Source organism: Corynebacterium sp. KPL4072 (assembly GCF_037908395.1).
Taxonomy (GTDB): Bacteria; Actinomycetota; Actinomycetes; order Mycobacteriales; family Mycobacteriaceae; genus Corynebacterium; species Corynebacterium kefirresidentii.
The window spans coordinates 64,414-81,471 of record NZ_JBBMGE010000010.1 but is presented as its reverse complement, the minus strand read 5'-3'; the positions used below and the strand labels follow the sequence as shown (position 1 = coordinate 81,471).

Below are 17,058 nucleotides of genomic sequence, written 5' to 3'. Positions count from 1 at the left end.
GGCTAGTAACTATGGAGCACCCTGCATATAGTCAATTGCGTCCCGTCAGCCAATCCGTTGGCGTAGTCCTTTGTGATAACCCCAGCTACACCGCCCTTGAGGGTACGAATACGTGGATTATTCGCGCCGCTGAAGACTCCCGGGCGATCGTCGTAGACCCGGGTCCAGAGGATGAAGGCCATCTCAACGTTGTGCACCGCAACGCAGGTGAGGTGGCATTGATTTTGATTACTCACCGCCACGATGATCACGCATCTGGCGCGCAGCGCCTGCGGCAGATGACCGGCGCCCCCATTCGCGCATTCGATCCGAGTTACTGCAACGGTGCCGAGGCGCTGCAGGATGGTGAGCATATCTCCCTCGACGGCATCACCCCTCGCCTCGAGGTTGTTCACACCCCTGGCCATACCGCGGACTCCACCTGCTTTTTTGTGTGGAGCGGTGAAGTAGGAAACTCCCGTCTCGAAGGCATTATTTCCGGTGACACCATCGCAGGCCGTCACACCGTTTTGCTTTCGGAGACGGACGGAAACTTGGCCGACTATCTGCACACCTTGGATACCCTAGAGGAGCGCGGTAAGGATATCGCGTTGTTCCCAGGGCACGGCCCAGATTTGGATGACACGTCCCAGGTAGCTCGCAAGTATATCGACCGCCGCCACTACCGCCTTGATCAGATTAAGGAGATCCGCTCCCGCTTGGGTGAGGATGTAGATCTGAATACCCTGGTCAACGAGATGTACGATGATGTGGATCCGGTACTGCGCCACGCTGCGGAGCAGTCCACTCGCACCGCGCTGAAGTATTTGGACGGCAAGACTAAATAAGCCGTATCTCCTATGTGCCCCTTTTTCCTCCTAGTAGGAAAAGGGGCTTAATTGTTTTAGCCCCTGCGCTGGTGCACCAGGGAAGTGGGGCTGGCCTTCACGTAATGCTGGGCAAGGGGGGCGAAAACCAGCGAAACCCCCGCTTTAAGCGGGGGTGTGGCGAGCTCGCGCTTACTTAGCGAGCGCGGCGGGCGAGGTGCTCGGTATCGACAATGAGCACGGACTTGCCCTCGAGGCGGATCCAACCGCGGTGGGCAAAGGTGGCGAGCGCCTTGTTGACGGTCTCACGAGAGGCGCCGACCAGTTGGGCAATCTCTTCCTGGGTGAGATCGTGGTTTACGCGCAGGGCGCTGCCTTCCTGGACGCCGAAGCGATTGGCCAGCTGCAGCAAAGTCTTTGCCACGCGGCCGGGAACATCCGTGAAGATGAGGTCGGCCAAGTTGGCGTTGGTGCGACGCAGGCGGCGTGCCAAGACGCGTAGCAGCTGCTGTGCGATTTCGGGGTGGTCACCAACCCACTTCTTGAGCAGCTCGGAGTTCATGGTGGCCGCCTGAACTTCGGTCACGCATACTGCGGAAGAGGTGCGCGGGCCCGGGTCGAAGATGGACAGCTCGCCGAACATATCGGATGGGCCCATGACGGTCAGGAGGTTTTCGCGGCCGTCCGGGGCGTGGCGAGCGAGCTTAATCTTGCCCGAGGTGATGATGTACAAGCGGTCACCAGGTTCGCCCTCGTCGAAGATGGTGGTTCCGCGCGGATAGCGCACGGTCTCCATCTGCTCGATGAGGTGCTGCACTGCAACGGGATCAACGCCTTGGAAGATTCCGGCGCGGGAGAGGATGTCCTGTACGCCTTCCACGTTTTACTCCTTGGATGTCGACTACGAAAGTCCATAGATGCGCCTGCGCCACATCTGGGTGCGGTCTTTCATGCACTCGACAATGCGGAACAAGCGGGGTCACTGTGTAACGAGTTTCATCTTACAGTGTAATTGGTCACTTTTGGTACTTCAGTGAATTTTTGTCACACTATAGAAACTCTGATCGTGCTAGAGGCACAACTCCGGCCAGCGAGTTTGCGGCTTAGTCAGCGAAAACAACTGCCTCGAGCTTTTCCATCAGGAGGGCGAAAAGGGCGATCGCAAGCGGTACCAGAATCACAAGTGAAATCATGTTTTCCTAGTCTACTAAGCTTTATGCCATGAATTCAGCACTGTCAGCGGCCAGCGCGCCGGAGCTACGGGCACCGGAGATAAATAGGCGTTTGGCACAGGAGTATCCAGATGCGCGTTGTGCCTTGGATTATGACTCCCCGCTGCAGCTTTTGATAGCCACGGTGCTTTCTGCCCAGTGCACGGATGAGCGCGTGAACTCGGTGACCCCTGAACTCTTTTACCGCTACCCCGAGGCCGCAGATTATGCAGCAGCGCAGCGGTCGGAACTGGAGCGCATCCTGCGCCCGTTGGGTTTTCAACGAGCTAAGGCGGGACACCTTTTAGGCATAGGGGAGAAGCTGGTGGCAGATTATGCAGGCGAGGTTCCCCGCACGGTTAAAGAGCTCACCAGCCTGCCCGGCGTGGGGCGTAAGACCGCGCTGGTGGTGCTTGGGAATGCCTTTGGGATTCCGGGGCTGACGGTGGATACGCACTTCGGCCGCCTCATGCAGCGGCTCGGGCTCACAGGGGAGACGACGCCGCTAAAGATTGAGCGGGACATCGCCAAGCTCCTGCCAGAAGAAGAGTGGACAATGTTTTCTCACCGCGTCATCTTTCATGGGCGCCAGGTATGCCATGCGCGCACGCCGGAGTGCGGTGCATGCGTGCTGCGGGATATGTGTCCAGCGGCTAGTGGGCGCTAGGCTTAAGGCATGAAGAACTACGTCCTTGGCACGGTGATTGCCGCGATCCTCATTGCCGTTATCGCCGTAGTGGGGGTCTCGCAATTGCGGGGTGGGGACGAAGCCGAGGAGGCGTTGCCAACCGAGGCTGCTCCGCAAGAAGTTCCGCAGCGTCCAGACTGTCCAGCCGGCACCGTAGCTGGGGTAGAGCTGGATTGCTTGGGCGGTAAGGCCACCGGAAAGCGTGCCGATGAAGGTGTGAGCGTGGTCAACGTGTGGGCGTGGTGGTGCGAGCCGTGCCGCGCGGAGCTTCCCTATCTGCAAAAGGTGGCGGAGACGCACCCAGAATGGCAGGTCGTGGGTGTGCACGCGGATAAGAACGCGGGAAACGGTGCGGCTTTCTTGAATGACGTGGGAGTGGATCTGCCGAGCTTCCAGGATGCGGATAATAAATTTGCCGGTCAGTTAAGCCTGCCAGGCGTAGTTCCGGTGACAGTGGTGCTCAAGGACGGCGAAGTACGCAAGCAATTTGCGCAGCCCTTTAGCTCCGCAGCGGAGATTGAACGGGCCGTGAAAGAGGCGATTGCGGCATGAGCCAACTTCGTCCCGAGTACACACCAGAATGGCTCAAGCCAGCGTTGGGGGTAGACCCGAGCCAGGTGCAAGAGCTCATTGGCAACCGGCAGGCCTCGTCACTCAATGGCACTACTGCGCAGGTGCCGGTCAAACGGGAAGCAGCCGTGCTCATGCTGCTTAGCGGCGAAAGCGCGGAGGAGGGCAGCATTTTGCTCACGCACCGCTCGCCGTCCATGCGTTCTCACTCCGGACAAATTGCCTTCCCGGGCGGCCGCCGAGATCCCGGTGATACCTCGCTAGTGGATACTGCGCTGCGGGAAGCCTGGGAAGAAACGGACCTGCAGCGTAATTCCGTGACCCCGCTGGAGCAGTGGAGCCAACTGCATATCCGTGCCACCGGCAATCCCGTGAGCCCGATCCTGGCGCATTGGAACCAGCCGGGGGAGGTCTATCCCGCCAGCCCTGATGAAACCGATGACGTCTTTCTCGTTCCCATCCGGGAATTGGTCGATCCACACAATCGCTTCGTGGTGGGCTTTAGAAAATGGCAAGGACCAGCATTTCATGCCAATGGCTATGTCATCTGGGGGTTTACCGCCGGCGTGCTTTCGGCCCTCTTGCAGCACTCTGGGTGGAGCGTTCCTTGGGATAATAATTCAGTCATGGACCTGCGTGACTCCCTCAAAAACTCCCGCAATAATGAGAAGATGTCCTAACCGCTTGTGCCGCGGTACGTGTACGTCTTAACCCCCAAATAGAAAGAATCCATAGCCATGACTCCTGCGCTTATCGTTGACGGCCTGATTGTGGTCGCCGTCCTGTTGGCGCTACTTAGTGGGTGGCGCAATGGTGCCCTCGCGGCAGTTTTGGCCTCCATCGGAGTGGGTGCTGGGGTAGTGCTGGGCATTGCCGTGGCACCTGCCGCATTGCGCCTGGTGGAGCAGCCCTCGCTGCGCTTGCTGCTTTTGGTAGGGATTTTGGTGCTATTCGTGGGCATCGGGCAGCTCATCGGCTCCTCTCTGGGCGGCAGCGTGCGCGACCGCATGAAGGCGCGCAAGACGCAGCGCCTCGATTCTGCGGTGGGTGCGGTATTCCAAGCCTTTGCCGCCTTGGTGGTTATTTGGCTGATTTCTATCCCTGTGGCCACCAACTTGGGTGGTGCGGCCGGTCAGGGCCTGCGCGATTCGCGCATTCTGGGCAACCTCAACTCGGCCGCGCCGGCGCGGGTAGCGGCGCTGCCCAATGGTGTGGCGGCAATGCTTAATGAGTCCGGCCTGCCGCCATTAGTGTCGCCGTGGCAAAACTCTATTAGCACCGAGGAGGTAGAAGAGCCGGACCCAGACGTGCAGGATCCGGAGCTGGTGCGCCGCATGCGGCCCTCCATCATTCACGTGCTTGGCGACGCCGAAGAGTGCTCCCGCCGCCTCATGGGTTCCGGCTTCGTAACGGCCGATGACTACGTGATCACCAATGCCCACGTGGTGGCCGGCACGCAGACCGTGCGCCTTGATACCAAGCTGGGGCTTAAGGATGCGACCGTGGTCTACTACAACCCAGACGTGGACGTGGCGGTGTTGCATTCGCGCGACCTCGGCATCGATCCGCTGCCGTGGGCCCAGACCCCGGCCCAGACGGGCGATGATGCGATGGTCATGGGCTTCCCACATTCTGGGCCTTTCGACGCCGAGATGGCGCGTGTGCGCGATCGCATCACCATTTCCGGCCCGGATATTTACTCCCACGGGCATGTGGAGCGCGATTCCTACACCGTTCGTGGCAACATCCAGCAAGGAAATTCCGGCGGCCCGCTGGTCAATACGGCCGGCGAGGTCCTAGGCGTGGTCTTTGGCGCCTCGGTGGATGACTCTGAGACGGGCTATGCGCTCACCGCTGATGAAGTCAACAGTCAGATCGGGGACGTCGCGCAGCTTACCCACCCGGTCGATACCGGTGAGTGCGTGGCCCACTAGGTATATTCTTGGAGCCACGCCCCCAGCGTAGAGACGAACTCCGCCGGTGCTTCCACGTGAGGTAGGTTCTTCGCACCGGGCACGGTCGTGGCGGTAAAACCGTGGCGGGCGCGCAAGGCGGCGCGACGGACCACGGGATTCCACAGCCGTTGTTGGGCGTGGATGAAAAGGACGGGTCGTTCCACTGTCAGTTCCACCCAGTTCAGGGGGACAACGGCGGTGCGCATACGGTGGTTCCACAAGATTCCGCGCCGAACGCTGCCGATCCGGGAGGCGCGCAGGCGTAGATCGAGGATGCGGTCAAAGGTGGCTCCGTTAAGCGAAGGCCCCGTATCCAGCTCCAACTCCTTGCGGTAGGCGCGCGGGCTAAGTAGCAGGTTCTGGGCGCGGGTAACGCGGGGTAGGCGGCACAGCAGCGAGCGCAGGTTAATCCACCCAAAATCCCACGGCCGGGCGGCAATCGCTCGGCGCAGATCCACCGGGTGAGCGGCGGAGATGGAAGCCAAGCCGCGCACCCGCTCGGGGCGCTCAGCGGCTAAGCACCAAGCCACCGCGCCGCCGGTATCGGCACCGACCACAAAGGCATCGTCGTGGCCCATGGCCTGGATGAGCCCGCTGATATCGCCCACCAAGGTACGAATATCTTGCCCCGCATCAATAGGTGGCTTATCGGACATGCCAAAGCCGCGCATATCTACCGCCGCGACGTGGAAGCCGCGCTGCGCAAGCGGCGCAATGACGTCTTGGTAGTCGAACCACCCACCAAAGGCGCTGTGGATGAGTACCACTAGTGGCTGCGTGCTCTCTCCCGCCGTGGCCACGTGCAGGCGGATGCCGCGGGTATGGACGAAGTCATGCGCATAAGGTCCCTCCAGCTCCACCGTTGAGGGAGGCAGGGGTGCAAAGGCCATGGTGCCGCCTTTCTATAGTTGGGGCAGAAACGGTAGAGGATAGGGAAAAGTACACAAAATCCGCCCCAGGCTAGCTAGGGCGGATAGAGGGGAGCACGACTGCGTGGCGTGCTGCGTGTGCGTGGCGCCTGCCGGTTTAGGTGTAGAGGCCGTGGGTGGTCTTTCGGTCCAGAGACTTTTGTGCCTTGCCCGGAACCAGGTTCTTGAGCTCCTTGGTGGAGGCAATGGTCTTTTGCGGCGCCTTCACCTGCTTGACGTTCTTCAGACCAACAAAGGCCAGGATGCCGGCGAGGACGATCATGATCAAGAAGACGATCAGGAACGCTGCCCAGCGGTCCAGCCAGATGGCGAGGAGCTCTGCCAGGAAGAAGAAAAAGAAGAAAGAGCTATACAGCGCGATGGTGCCAGCGCCGCCGAAGAGACCAGCGCCAATTCCGCCCTTCTTTGCGGACTCTGCCAGCTCGGTCTTAGCCAGCTCCACCTCGGAGCGTACGAGCTGGGACATCTGCTCGGTGGCGTTGGAGACCAGCTGGCCTACCGAGGTCTCGGACGAGGACGTATCCACGTCACTCAATGGGATCGAGTTCACCTTCGGTGCAAATTGATCAGTACCGTCGGTATACAGTCCATCGTTGCTCACGATTAATTCTCCTCGCGTTTATCTAAACCTTGTAATGTCCCTAATAATAATGGAATCACTATTCTCCCATGGTGCCACGCATACGTAGGGACTTCCACGGCTATCCTAATGTATATGTCAGAAATTGACGCGTTATCCCCGCTGTTTCGCCTGCCGGGGGTGAAAGAAAGTGCAGAAAAAGCCGCCGCTGCCATTGCCCGTGCACACCGCCGACCTGCAGGATTGCGAAAGTTTGAGGTTATTTCTGCCGAGTCACTTATGCGCGGTGCCCGTTCTAGCGTGGCGCTTGATGGCTACGCCTTCCCCCCACATCCGGGCCCAGAAAATGTGGAAGAAGGGCCGTTGGCCAGCGCCGTAAGCGCCTACTCTGTGGCCGCGCCGGAGCTCTTGGACACCACGGTGCGCTCCTTTGCCCGCGCGCCGTTGCAGGTTTTAGCGCGCATTGACGTCGCGGCCGGTGGCACCGGTATCCCAGCCGGTGAAAGCGCACGACTGCAAGGGCTGGGCCAGCTTATCGCGCAGGGTAATGGTCCCGCCTTTGATCGCCTTCTACCGAGCGTGGTCCATGCCGAGATCGCCGCAGGGCAGTTTTTCGGCCCTCGCAGCGGCCTCGTCGCTCGCGTTGCTTCCCGCCTTGCCGCTGTGCATACGGGTTTTGACCCGCGCGGTTTCGCCGTGCCCGAGGTTTACTACACCCGCCACCGCGCTGAGTATGCCGATGCGGTGGATAATTACCGCACCGCGCTTGCCGACGCCCTCCTTACCCACCTCGCTGCCTGGGCAACCGGTGGTGCAGAGGCCGACGCGATTGCGCGAGCCGCTTAAGAGGTATGCCGTGGCCCGCGCTTGGGGAAGCTGGGGCGGTCAGGGTGCTGGGCAAGCCACAGCCCGGCGCCGATAGCCGCCACGGTCCCCGCCAGCACGGAGGCGCCGATTCCGATTTCTTTAGCGGATGGCGCAGGCAGGAGCGGCACTGGGTCCTTAAAGGATCGAATATCCCACTCATGGCTGATGGCGTGGCGCTTTAATTGCTTGTCCGGGTTGACCGCGACGGGGTGGCCAACCTTCTCCAGCATCGGGATATCCGTAGCGGAATCCGAATAGGCATAGCTGGCATTAAGATCAATGTTTGCTGCAGCGGCAGTGCGCTCTAGTGCTTCCGCCTTATGCGGGCCCTTGCAATAGAAGAGCACCTCGCCGGTAAAGCGTCCGTCTTTTTCTGCCAATTCGGTGGCGATGACGTGCTCGACGCCGAGCTCCTCCGCGATGATGTCTACCAGCACGGCAGCGGAGGCAGAGACAATGACCACGTGGTCGCCTGCGGCGCGGTGGGCACGGATAAGTTCCCGGGCCTCGGCATAGATGGAGGGAGTGACCACGTGGTGCATGGTGTCTCGGGCGATGGAGCGCACTTCCTCCACGGACCACCCCGTGACCATCGTGGTGAGCTGATCGCGGCTAGCGTCCATGCCTTCGCTGGAGAGGCCGGAAAACATATAGCTGGCTTTCGCCAGGGAGAGCTGCAGTGCTTCGGCCGGGGAGATGAGCCCGTTGTGCAAAAACTCGCGGCCAAAGGCATAGGCCGAGGAGGTGGCGATGATGGTTTTATCGAGATCGAAAAACGCCGCGGTGCGTGCGTGTTCGCCGCCGGCGCGACTCGTGCTAGCGGGGCGGGGAGGAAAGGATTCGCGGGAATTCGTCATGGTGTGCTGCCGAGTGTAGCCGCCCTTCGCGCTTAGTGGTGTTGAAGTGGCTGCAGTTAATGGTGGTTGGCGTGTCAATAAAGTGGGATTGGCAGCCCATGCGGGGGATAAAGTAGTGAACACGCATTCGGTGCAGGTCAGCGCCATGGCCGTGAAAAATTGCTGTTAGCTGTTGTGGTTGGGTGGCGAACATGTCATAATAATGCGTGCAAGGCCCCGATATACTGTGCGGCCTGCCCCGGCTCACCCCCCGAGGCCGGGTTACTGACGGCCCGTGCGCACACCCCCCCGATGCACGGGCCGTCACCTATATCTAGCGCCATGTGATACGAGGTTATCCACAGGTTTTTAGTTGAAGTGGCAACCAAATCAGGACCACACGGTGACTTATCGCGGGTTATCCACAGTGCCACCGGAGAGCCCTCGCTGCGGTTGCACGGATGCTTCAGGCTATGAGGCATGAACGCATTACATCCTGATTCCGCTGCCATCGTCGTTGCCGTCGGTGACGAAGCACTGCGCGCCGAGGCTATCCATGCCGCGGCTGCTACCAGCCACGATGTGCTTACCGTAACCGATCCCCGCGACGTCCCGCGCAGTCTGCCAGGCGCCTTTGCGGTCCTGGTTGATTCCCTCATGGCCCGCGTGGTGGCGGCAGCGCAACGCCCCCACACCGCGCCTGTGCCAGTACTATTCCTTGCCGCGGACCCTGGACCGATTGACTATGAAGCGGCATTAGCCTGTCACGCGGAGAGCGCCTTTATCATTCCCGCCCAGATCAAGGAGCTGCTCGCGGGCATTGCCGCCGCGGGCACCCCGCAGGACACGCGACCGGGTAGCGCCACCATCGCCGTGGTTGGGGCGAGCGGCGGGGTGGGGGCTTCTACCTTCGCGGCCGCCTTGGCCCGCACCCAGTGCGCTGCGGATGGACGCGCCCTGCTTATCGACGCCCACGCATACTCCGGTGGCCTCGACCTCCTGCTTGGCGTAGAGGCCGAAGCGGGGGCGCGCTGGCCGGAGCTTACCGTGGGCGATGGCAGTATCGATGCCGCCGATCTCTACCGCGCGCTGCCCACTACGCCGGATGGGGTAGCGGTGCTTTCGACCGCGCGCAGTACCGTCGCGGATCCCTTCCGCCTGGAAAAGGACCTGCTCGCGCGAGTAGTGGGCGCGGCCCACGCGGGCGAAGGGCTATGCGTGGTGGATTGCACCCCGGAGACCGTTCCGGATGCGTGTACCCACGTGGTCATAGTGGTGGCCGCAGAAGTGCGCTCGGCTGCATCGGCCGCGCAACTAATTACGCGCTTCGGAGCCGCGCGGCGCAGCTGTGTGGTGGTGCTGCGGCAACGCCAGTGGGCATCGTTAAGCGCGGCGGAAGTAGAAAGCATCATCCACAGCACGGTGTTGGCAGAACTGCCAACGGCCCGGGGCCTTACGCGTGCGGTGGAAATAGGCGGCCTCCCGCAGCGCCTCCCGGCACCCTTGCGCAAGGCTGCACACGCGGTCCTCGAGGAGGTAGGCGCGTGAGTGAGCAGAAAGTAGCACAGGAAACGCTGGAAAAGATGCAGCGTATCATCGCCGTCGAGCCCGACTTGGTGCATGATGCGGCAGCCCTGGCTCGGCGCATCCGTGCAGAAGCCGGCGTGATTAGTGACGTCGCGGTACTCGACCTACTACGCCGCCTGCGCCAGGACGCCACCGGAATGGGCCCGCTTGATGCATTGCTGGGGCGAGAGGGGGTTACCGATGTCGTTGTGAACGGGCCGCATGCGGTATTCATGGACCGCGGCGAGGGCCTCGAACGCACTGACATCACCTTCCGCGATGATGGCGAAGTCCGCCAACTGGCCAGCCGGCTGGCGGCAGCCTCCGGCACGCGCCTCGATGATGCTCAACCCTATGCCGATGGCCGCGTTAGCCGCCCTGATGGCGTCGTCCTGCGCGTCCACGCCCTGCTGAGCCCGCCTGCGGTGGCCGGAACCTGCCTGAGCCTGCGCGTACTGCGCCAAGCACAGACCACCTTGCCCCAACTAGTAGACAACGGCACGGTGCCAGAAGATATCGCTACGCTGCTGCGCGCTGTGGTGGACAAGCGAGTCTCATTCCTGGTTATAGGTGGAACCGGCTCCGGCAAAACCACCTTGCTATCGGCGCTTTTGGGAACCGTCTCCGAGCGCGAACGGATCCTCGTCATCGAGGACACTGCCGAGCTCTCCCCGCACCACCCGCACTGCGTCAGCGTGGTCTCGCGTCGGGCCAATGCGGAGGGAAGCGGCGAGGTCACGATGTCACAATTGCTCCGACAAGCGCTGCGCATGCGCCCAGACCGCATCGTGGTAGGCGAGATCCGCGGTCGCGAGGTGGTCGATCTCCTCGCCGCCCTCAACACCGGACACGACGGCGGCGCCGGTACGCTCCATGCCAATTCGCTCTTTGAAGTCCCCGCCCGCATGGAGGCCCTCGCCGCCCTTGGCGGCCTGGACCGCGCGGCACTGCACTCACAACTGGCAGCGGCCGTACACATGGTGCTGACCATGGAACGCACCCCGCAGGGCCGCCGCCTTGTCCATATTGGCGTGCTCGAGGGAAACCCGGTTACCCCACGCATCATCTGGAGTGCCGAAGACGGACCGGCGGATGGCTTTGCGGAATTTTCCGCACAACTTCTGGGCGAGCGCGCCGGGGAGGCCAGCCATGCTTAGTTTCCTCCTGCTCGCCGCCGCACTGCTCCTGCCCGCGCCCTCTATCACCGGCCGCCTAGCTTCCGCAACGCGCCAGACACGAGCTAGCTCCGTGGTCATCCTGGGGGCGGTATTTTGCGGCAGCCTGGTCTTTTACTCAGTGGGTCGCATCAGCGTCGCTATCGCCGCCGCCATAATCGCCTGGTGCGTGTCCTGGTACACCAAAGACCTCGTGGCTGCGCGCACGCAGCGGCGTGGGCGCGAAGGGATGGCCGCCTATTTGGGAGTGGTCACCGCGGACCTGCGGGCAGGGGCGACCCTGGCTGGGGCGCTTGCCCGCGGGGTGGAGGCCCTGCCGGGAACTACCCCGCGGGAGGTATCCGCCGCACTGGAAGCAACGGCCGCCCTCGCTGCGCGTGGCGCGCCGCCCCACATGGCGCTCACGGATGCAGAGGATACAAAGACCCTGCCGGAGCTTTCCCGCTTAGGCCATCTGCTAGAGCTTTCCACCTACCACGGTATTGCGGTGGCCAGCTTGCTCGACCAAGCCCAAAGCCGCCTCGATGCTTCTCGACGCCACCAGCAATCCACCTCCGCTAGTCTGCAAGGCCCCCAAGCGACCGCCACGGTGCTCGCGTGCTTGCCAATAGCCGGCATCGCCATGGGCGGGGCCATGGGCGCTAACTCGCTCGGCTTTCTTTTCGGCGGCGGGTTAGGCGGCGTCCTTCTCGTGGTAGGCGCGGCGCTGGCCTGCGGCGGCTTCGCTTGGTCGCGCATCATTATTCGGAAGGCGGCTGCATGACCCCGCTCATCTTTGTGGCCTTAGCCGCCCTCGTTGGCCTCCCACCGCACACTGGCCGGCTGGCAGTTACCAGTGCGACTGAGACCACCGCCAAGACCCCGCGCGATGGCCCGAAAGCGCGTGGGGGACTGATAAGCAAGCTCAAGCCCGCAGCACCGCTGGACCCGCTGGTAGTAGCAGGTGACGTCGAACTCTTCGCAGCGTGCCTGGCCGCAGGGCTGTCCGTGCACGGAGCCGCCACCGCGGTCGCTCGCACCGCGGACGCTCAGACGCAGGACCTGTGGGAGACCGTCTCCGCGCTGCTAGGCGTTGGAGTTTCCACGCAGTCCGCGTGGGGCCATATGAAGGGCCAGGCGGGGCTGGAGGACTTAGCACAGCTTGTCATCATGTCGGGCCAATCCGGCGCCACCATTGCGGCCGGATGCCATCGAATCTGTACTTCTTTGCGCGCGGAAGCATCCGCCCACGCCACAGCACAGGCGGAGCGCGCAGGAGTATTCATTGCCCTCCCGCTGGCGGTGTGCTTCCTGCCGGCATTCATCGTTCTAGGCCTTGCGCCCGTAGTAATCAGCCTGGGCGCGCAACTTCTCTAAACCTCACTTGAAAGGACACTAATCATGCACGCACTTACTAAGTATCCCCAGCTCATCCGCAATGACGAGGGGATGAGCACCATCGAATATGCCATGGGCTCTCTAGCAGCAGCGGCGCTTGCCGGGGTGCTCTACATGGTCATCAACGGCGGCGGCGTGGTGGATGCCATCGAAGGCATCATAACCGACGCCCTCTCTAATACCCCCAGCTAGCAGCTCTACGTAACCCCAGCCGGCGGGACCATTCCCGCCGGCAGAAAGGAGGAATAATGCACAAGGTATTTGATGACGATGGCTCCGTGACCATCGAGGCCGCCTTAGCTTTAAGCTCCCTAGTCTTGGTCGCGGCGGGAATCGTGGGTGCTATTGCCACGCTGGCATCCTATATCGCCGCTGTGGACATGGCGGGTGCGGCCGCGCGTGCGCATGCCATCGGCGTCGAATACCACCCCGCGCGCGAAGATGCCCAAGTCAGCGTGGAGGAAAGCGGTGGGCTGGTGAAGGCGTCGGTAAGCGTGGAAGCCCCCATCGGCACCATGCGCTCCGAGGCAGTCTTTCCCGCCGAGGTGGGCGGAAATGAGTAAGCCGCAACGCTGGGGCGAGGAAGGCTATGCCACCATCGCTGCGGCCGGCATCATTGTCGCCATCGTGAGCCTGCTGCTTATCGTGGCGGCGGTGGGCTCGCGCGTAGCCGCACGCCACGAGGCGCAAGTGGCCGCCGACCTCGCTGCGGTCGCTGGCGCCTGGGCACTTGCTACTGGCGAGGATGCCTGCACCGCCGCGGGCGATACCGCCGCCCTGAATGGCGCCACCCTAGAAACCTGCACCGAATCCGGTCGCGACGTCATCGTCACCGCGGCAGTGCGCGGCCGCTCTACCCAGGCCAAGGCCGGGCCGGTGTGAGCCAGCGGAAGGAGGCAGCGCGGCTAGCCCTGCGTCATGGTGACCAGCGCGCCGAGTAGCTTGATAGCACCATCTTTGCTGAGCGGATTATTTCCGTTGCCGCACTTCGGTGATTGCACGCACGACGGGCAACCGGATTCGCAAGGACACGAGCGCACCGCCTCGAAGGTGGCCTCTATCCATTCGGGGAAGCGGCGGAAGCCTTCTTCAGCAAAGCCGGCACCGCCCGGATGGCCGTCATAGACAAAAACGGTGGGCAGCTGGGTATCGGGGTGCAGTGCGGTGGATACGCCGCCGATATCCCAGCGGTCGCAGGTGGCGATAAGCGGCAGTAAGCCGATGGCGGCGTGCTCGGCCGCGTGTAGGGTGCCGGGCGTATCGGAGGCCGTCACGCCCATGGCGGAAAGTGCCAGCGGATCGATGGTATAGGCCACGGCTCGGGTAACCAGGCGCTGTTCGGGGAGATCGAGGGGGATGTCGTCACCAATGGTGCCATCGGCAAGCCGCACTTGGTAACCGGTGACGAGATCGGTGACCTCTACCTCCACGTCGGCTACCCACAGGCCCGGGGAATAATTGACCAGGTTATCGGCCTCGCGCAGGATGCGGATATCCGTGGTGGAGCGCGGGGTCGTCGAATAATCCGGGGCCTCGGGGCGGGCGAGCGCCAGGTAATCGCTGAGGATGAGTTCCTCGATGACAAAACTTTCGCCTTGGTGCAGGTACACCGCGCCGGGGTGCACCTGGCTGGTGGCGCGAGCGGCATCGATGGTGCCGAGCAGGCGGCCGTCGGAAGAATCCACGATCATCACTTCCTCGCCTGACCCGCCGCGCAAGGAAACGGCGGTATGCGCCGTCTCCGGGGAGAGTTCCTCCGGCGAGTGGGCAGGAATGGGTACGGCGAACCACCCGCGCTCGCGGTGGCGCAGCAGGCCAGACTCGGCCAGCTGATGGACCACGTCCTGGGCTCCCCAGGCAGCAATCGTGGCATCATCCAGTGGTTTTTCTACCGCAGCGCAGTAGACATGGCCGAAGAGGATATAGGGATTGGCCGGGTTGAATACGCTGGCCTCCACCGGCTTGCCCAGCAGCGCCTCGGGATGGTGGACCAGATAGGTATCCATCGGCTCATCGCGGGCGATGAGTACTACGAGCGAGCCCTGCCCGCGGCGGCCGGCGCGCCCGGCCTGCTGCCAAAAACTGGCGACGGTCCCCGGGAAGCCGGCCGTGACCACGGCATCGAGCCCACCGACGTCGATGCCCAGCTCGAGCGCGGAGGTGGTGGCGACGCCGAGCAAGGAGGCGTCGTCAAGCGCGCGCTCTAATGCACGGCGGTCCTCGGCCAGGTAACCCGCGCGGTAGGCGGCGATGCGCTGGGCAAAATCGGGCCGGCCCAAACTACCGGAGAGCACCTCGGCCGCACGCATGGCCACCACCTCGGCCGAGCGGCGCGAACGCACGAAGGTCATGGTGCGCGCACCCTCGGCGATGAAAGAGGCCATCATCTCGGCAGCTTCGGTGGTGGCGGCGCGGCGCACCGGCGCCCCGTGCTCACCCTCGGCGCCCTCGATGAAGCCTGGCTCCCACAGGGCTACGGTGCGCGCACCGGTGGGGGCGGTGTCCTCCGTAATTGCGCGGGCCGGCCGGCCGGTGAGGCGCTGTGCATGCCGGCCCGGGTCCTTCATGGTGGCCGAGGCATAGATAACCGTCGGCCGCGAGCCATAGTGCGCGCACAAGCGCAGCAGCCGCCGCAACACGAGCGCCACATTGGCGCCGAATACGCCCCGGTAGGAATGGCATTCATCGATGACGATGAATTCCAGGTGCCGCAGCAGCCGCGCCCACCGGGCATGCGCCGCCAGCAGGGACATATGCACCATATCCGGGTTGGAAAAAATGAACCGCGAATGATCGCGCACACCCGCGCGGGATTCCTGCGGCGTATCGCCGTCATAGGGCGCGGGCACCACACCCTTGAGCGCCGGAATCCCCCGGCACAGCTCCAGCACCGCCTGCAGCTGATCCGAACCCAGTGCCTTAGTGGGGGTGAGATACAGCGCGCAAGCGGTCGGCTCCTGCGCCAGCCGGCTCAAAATGGGCAGCTGGTAGCCCAGGGATTTTCCTGAAGAAGTGCCGGTAGCAATCACCGCATCCTCGCCTTTCCAGGCGGCCTGTGCGAGTTCAGCCTGGTGCCGATACAGCTTGCCGACGCCCCCTTCTACCAGCTTCTCCCGCAACTGCGGCAATACCCACTCCGGCCACTGCGCATACTGGGCGCGCTGAGGGGGCAGGGTGGTGTGAAAGGTGAGAGTGGACTCATCGAGGCGGCGCTGGATGAATTCGAGGAGCTCTGTTCCCAGGGGATTATCTGTTTCCGGGTGAGACAATTTTTACCCCCTCGTGGGTTTGGTCTATCGCTTTGGCGTGGAACGTGTCACACTGATATAAGGCCAATGATGTCTTGGTGCGGTGTTTACACTTTAAGGTACTGCTAAAGGACGCATTTACCGAACCCCCTTGGTGCGGAATCGCTGCACCGATAAGCAAGAAAAGGACTGCACACCATGGCACAAGGAACCGTTAAGTGGTTTAACTCTGAAAAGGGCTACGGCTTTATCGAGCGCGCGGATGGCGCCGGCGATATCTTCGTCCACTACTCCGAGATTCAGGGCAGCGGCTTCCGCACCCTAGAGGAAAATCAGCAGGTCACCTTCGAGGTTGGCTCCGGCCCGAAGGGTGATCAGGCCCAGTCCGTGTCCGTCATCTAGGCGGCCTGTTCTCCCCGCTACGGCGTCTCCGCGTAGCCGCGGCGGGTATCCCACCACTCGGTGAACTTATTCTGCAGCTTCTGCAGGCCCACGCCGATGATGATGGCTGCGATGATGCTGACCACCACGGCGAGTACTGGCGAATTAGAAAAGGCCATGCCGCCGAGATAACCAATGGCCAGCGCCTCGCCAGCCCAGAGGGCGACGCCGATGGTGTCGAAGAACACAAAGACGATCCACGGGAACCTCATGGACCCCAGCAGGATGGTCATAAACAAGCGTGCTGAAGGGATGAAGCGGGCGATAATAATGGCGGCCCCTCCGCCGCGGCGCATATTTCGCTTGACCCAGTTCAGCCCTTCGTAGGCCTTAGATCCCTTTGGCACGCGCTTAAGCAAGGGCATAAACCGCGTGCCTAGCAGGAAACAGAGATTATCGCCCATCATGGCGGCGATGAGCGCCACGAAAAACATGGTGGGCAGGTGGGGGAAGCCCTGCGAGCCGGACCAGGCGCCGGCCATATTGAGCGGGATTTCTGACGGCAGGACGGGGAAGAAGCAGTCACCAAAGATCAGCGCGGCGACCAGCGGGTAGATCCACTCTGTGGACATGACGGTTTCGATCCACATAGTGATTGTGTCGACCATGAATCCTCCCCGGGTGTCGGCTTAGGTGTGCTATCGTGCCCCACAATGCTTTCACAGTTACTGGGCATTCTAAGTAGGCCAGTATAGACCCGTTCCGTGGGGGTACATAGTGCCCCTGAAAACGACCTTTTGGCAGAACCGCGTATATGGTGCGAGAAAGGAAACACAGATCAACTGTGTACGCTAGGGGCGATTGCTGAA

The 17,058-nt window shown here is 62.4% G+C and carries 20 protein-coding genes; 14 read left to right on the top strand and 6 right to left on the bottom strand.

Going from position 1 to position 17,058, the window contains the following annotated elements:
* The first annotated feature begins 11 nt into the window (after nt 1-11).
* A complete protein-coding gene (locus tag WMP97_RS10600) occupies nt 12-827 on the top strand; it encodes an MBL fold metallo-hydrolase (RefSeq protein WP_248099244.1) in 816 nt (271 codons plus the stop codon).
* A 175-nt stretch (nt 828-1,002) separates the two neighbouring features.
* Here the strand turns inward: WMP97_RS10600 and glxR are convergent, their stop codons facing one another.
* Entirely contained in the window at nt 1,003-1,686 is a 684-nt protein-coding gene (gene glxR / locus WMP97_RS10595) for a CRP-like cAMP-activated global transcriptional regulator GlxR (RefSeq protein WP_005323128.1), read from the bottom strand.
* 341 nt (nt 1,687-2,027) lie between these two features.
* Here glxR and nth point away from each other — a divergent pair, with 341 nt between their 5' ends.
* Genes nth through WMP97_RS10575 form a run of 4 tightly spaced genes read left to right on the top strand, consistent with a single transcriptional unit; the run spans nt 2,028 to nt 5,209 of the window.
* Nucleotides 2,028-2,684: an endonuclease III gene (gene nth, locus WMP97_RS10590; protein ID WP_316330939.1), complete on the top strand. Its 657-nt coding sequence runs from the start codon at nt 2,028-2,030 to the stop codon at nt 2,682-2,684.
* Between the two features lie 9 nt (nt 2,685-2,693).
* Nucleotides 2,694-3,257 (top strand): TlpA family protein disulfide reductase, encoded by a 564-nt coding sequence (locus WMP97_RS10585; RefSeq protein WP_259824763.1) that lies wholly within the window; start codon nt 2,694-2,696, stop codon nt 3,255-3,257.
* A complete protein-coding gene (locus tag WMP97_RS10580) occupies nt 3,254-3,955 on the top strand; it encodes an NUDIX hydrolase (RefSeq protein WP_200288353.1) in 702 nt (233 codons plus the stop codon). Before WMP97_RS10585 ends, WMP97_RS10580 begins: the two co-directional genes overlap by 4 nt.
* A gap of 57 nt (nt 3,956-4,012) precedes the next feature.
* Entirely contained in the window at nt 4,013-5,209 is a 1,197-nt protein-coding gene (locus WMP97_RS10575; RefSeq protein ID WP_200288352.1) for a MarP family serine protease, read from the top strand.
* On the opposite strand, the gene WMP97_RS10570 is transcribed toward WMP97_RS10575, so the two are convergent.
* Nucleotides 5,206-6,120 (bottom strand): alpha/beta fold hydrolase, encoded by a 915-nt coding sequence (locus tag WMP97_RS10570; protein ID WP_340440473.1) that lies wholly within the window; start codon nt 6,118-6,120, stop codon nt 5,206-5,208. The two genes, WMP97_RS10575 and WMP97_RS10570, sit on opposite strands and share 4 nt — an antisense overlap.
* 136 nt (nt 6,121-6,256) lie before the next feature.
* Complete coding sequence (locus WMP97_RS10565; protein WP_445293093.1) at nt 6,257-6,760, bottom strand: phage holin family protein; 504 nt, start codon at nt 6,758-6,760, stop codon at nt 6,257-6,259.
* Between the two features lie 108 nt (nt 6,761-6,868).
* On the opposite strand from WMP97_RS10565, the gene WMP97_RS10560 reads away from it, so the two are divergent.
* Complete coding sequence (locus WMP97_RS10560) at nt 6,869-7,585, top strand: oxidoreductase (protein WP_445293092.1); 717 nt, start codon at nt 6,869-6,871, stop codon at nt 7,583-7,585.
* Here the strand turns inward: WMP97_RS10560 and WMP97_RS10555 are convergent.
* Nucleotides 7,582-8,463, bottom strand: coding sequence for an HAD family hydrolase (locus WMP97_RS10555; protein ID WP_248099242.1), 882 nt, complete (start codon nt 8,461-8,463; stop codon nt 7,582-7,584). The genes WMP97_RS10560 and WMP97_RS10555 overlap by 4 nt on opposite strands.
* A 459-nt stretch (nt 8,464-8,922) precedes the next feature.
* On the opposite strand from WMP97_RS10555, the gene ssd reads away from it, so the two are divergent.
* The 7 genes from ssd to WMP97_RS10520 are packed head-to-tail and all read left to right on the top strand — an operon-like array spanning nt 8,923 to nt 13,442.
* Nucleotides 8,923-9,990: a septum site-determining protein Ssd gene (ssd, locus tag WMP97_RS10550; protein ID WP_316330944.1), complete on the top strand. Its 1,068-nt coding sequence runs from the start codon at nt 8,923-8,925 to the stop codon at nt 9,988-9,990.
* A complete protein-coding gene (locus WMP97_RS10545; RefSeq protein ID WP_316330945.1) occupies nt 9,987-11,165 on the top strand; it encodes a TadA family conjugal transfer-associated ATPase in 1,179 nt (392 codons plus the stop codon). Before ssd ends, WMP97_RS10545 begins: the two co-directional genes overlap by 4 nt.
* Nucleotides 11,158-11,946 carry a type II secretion system F family protein gene (locus WMP97_RS10540; RefSeq protein ID WP_317001423.1) on the top strand — a complete coding sequence of 263 codons (789 nt, stop codon included), beginning with the start codon at nt 11,158-11,160 and terminating at the stop codon, nt 11,944-11,946. The genes WMP97_RS10545 and WMP97_RS10540 overlap by 8 nt, the downstream gene beginning before the upstream one ends.
* On the top strand, nt 11,943-12,539 hold the full coding sequence (locus tag WMP97_RS10535) for a type II secretion system F family protein (RefSeq protein ID WP_239204817.1): 597 nt from the start codon (nt 11,943-11,945) through the stop codon (nt 12,537-12,539). The genes WMP97_RS10540 and WMP97_RS10535 overlap by 4 nt, the downstream gene beginning before the upstream one ends.
* A 24-nt stretch (nt 12,540-12,563) precedes the next feature.
* Nucleotides 12,564-12,752, top strand: coding sequence for a DUF4244 domain-containing protein (locus WMP97_RS10530; RefSeq protein WP_023020425.1), 189 nt, complete (start codon nt 12,564-12,566; stop codon nt 12,750-12,752).
* A 56-nt stretch (nt 12,753-12,808) separates the two neighbouring features.
* On the top strand, nt 12,809-13,123 hold the full coding sequence (locus tag WMP97_RS10525) for a hypothetical protein (protein WP_023020426.1): 315 nt from the start codon (nt 12,809-12,811) through the stop codon (nt 13,121-13,123).
* Complete coding sequence (locus tag WMP97_RS10520) at nt 13,116-13,442, top strand: Rv3654c family TadE-like protein (protein ID WP_023020427.1); 327 nt, start codon at nt 13,116-13,118, stop codon at nt 13,440-13,442. The genes WMP97_RS10525 and WMP97_RS10520 overlap by 8 nt, the downstream gene beginning before the upstream one ends.
* A 23-nt stretch (nt 13,443-13,465) precedes the next feature.
* Here the strand turns inward: WMP97_RS10520 and WMP97_RS10515 are convergent, their stop codons facing one another.
* Nucleotides 13,466-15,829 (bottom strand): Zn-binding domain-containing protein, encoded by a 2,364-nt coding sequence (locus tag WMP97_RS10515; protein ID WP_340440471.1) that lies wholly within the window; start codon nt 15,827-15,829, stop codon nt 13,466-13,468.
* Between the two features lie 177 nt (nt 15,830-16,006).
* On the opposite strand from WMP97_RS10515, the gene WMP97_RS10510 reads away from it, so the two are divergent.
* A complete protein-coding gene (locus WMP97_RS10510) occupies nt 16,007-16,210 on the top strand; it encodes a cold-shock protein (RefSeq protein WP_023020429.1) in 204 nt (67 codons plus the stop codon).
* Between the two features lie 17 nt (nt 16,211-16,227).
* Here the strand turns inward: WMP97_RS10510 and WMP97_RS10505 are convergent, their stop codons facing one another.
* A complete protein-coding gene (locus WMP97_RS10505) occupies nt 16,228-16,857 on the bottom strand; it encodes a DedA family protein (RefSeq protein WP_023020430.1) in 630 nt (209 codons plus the stop codon).
* Between the last annotated feature and the right edge of the window lie 201 nt (nt 16,858-17,058).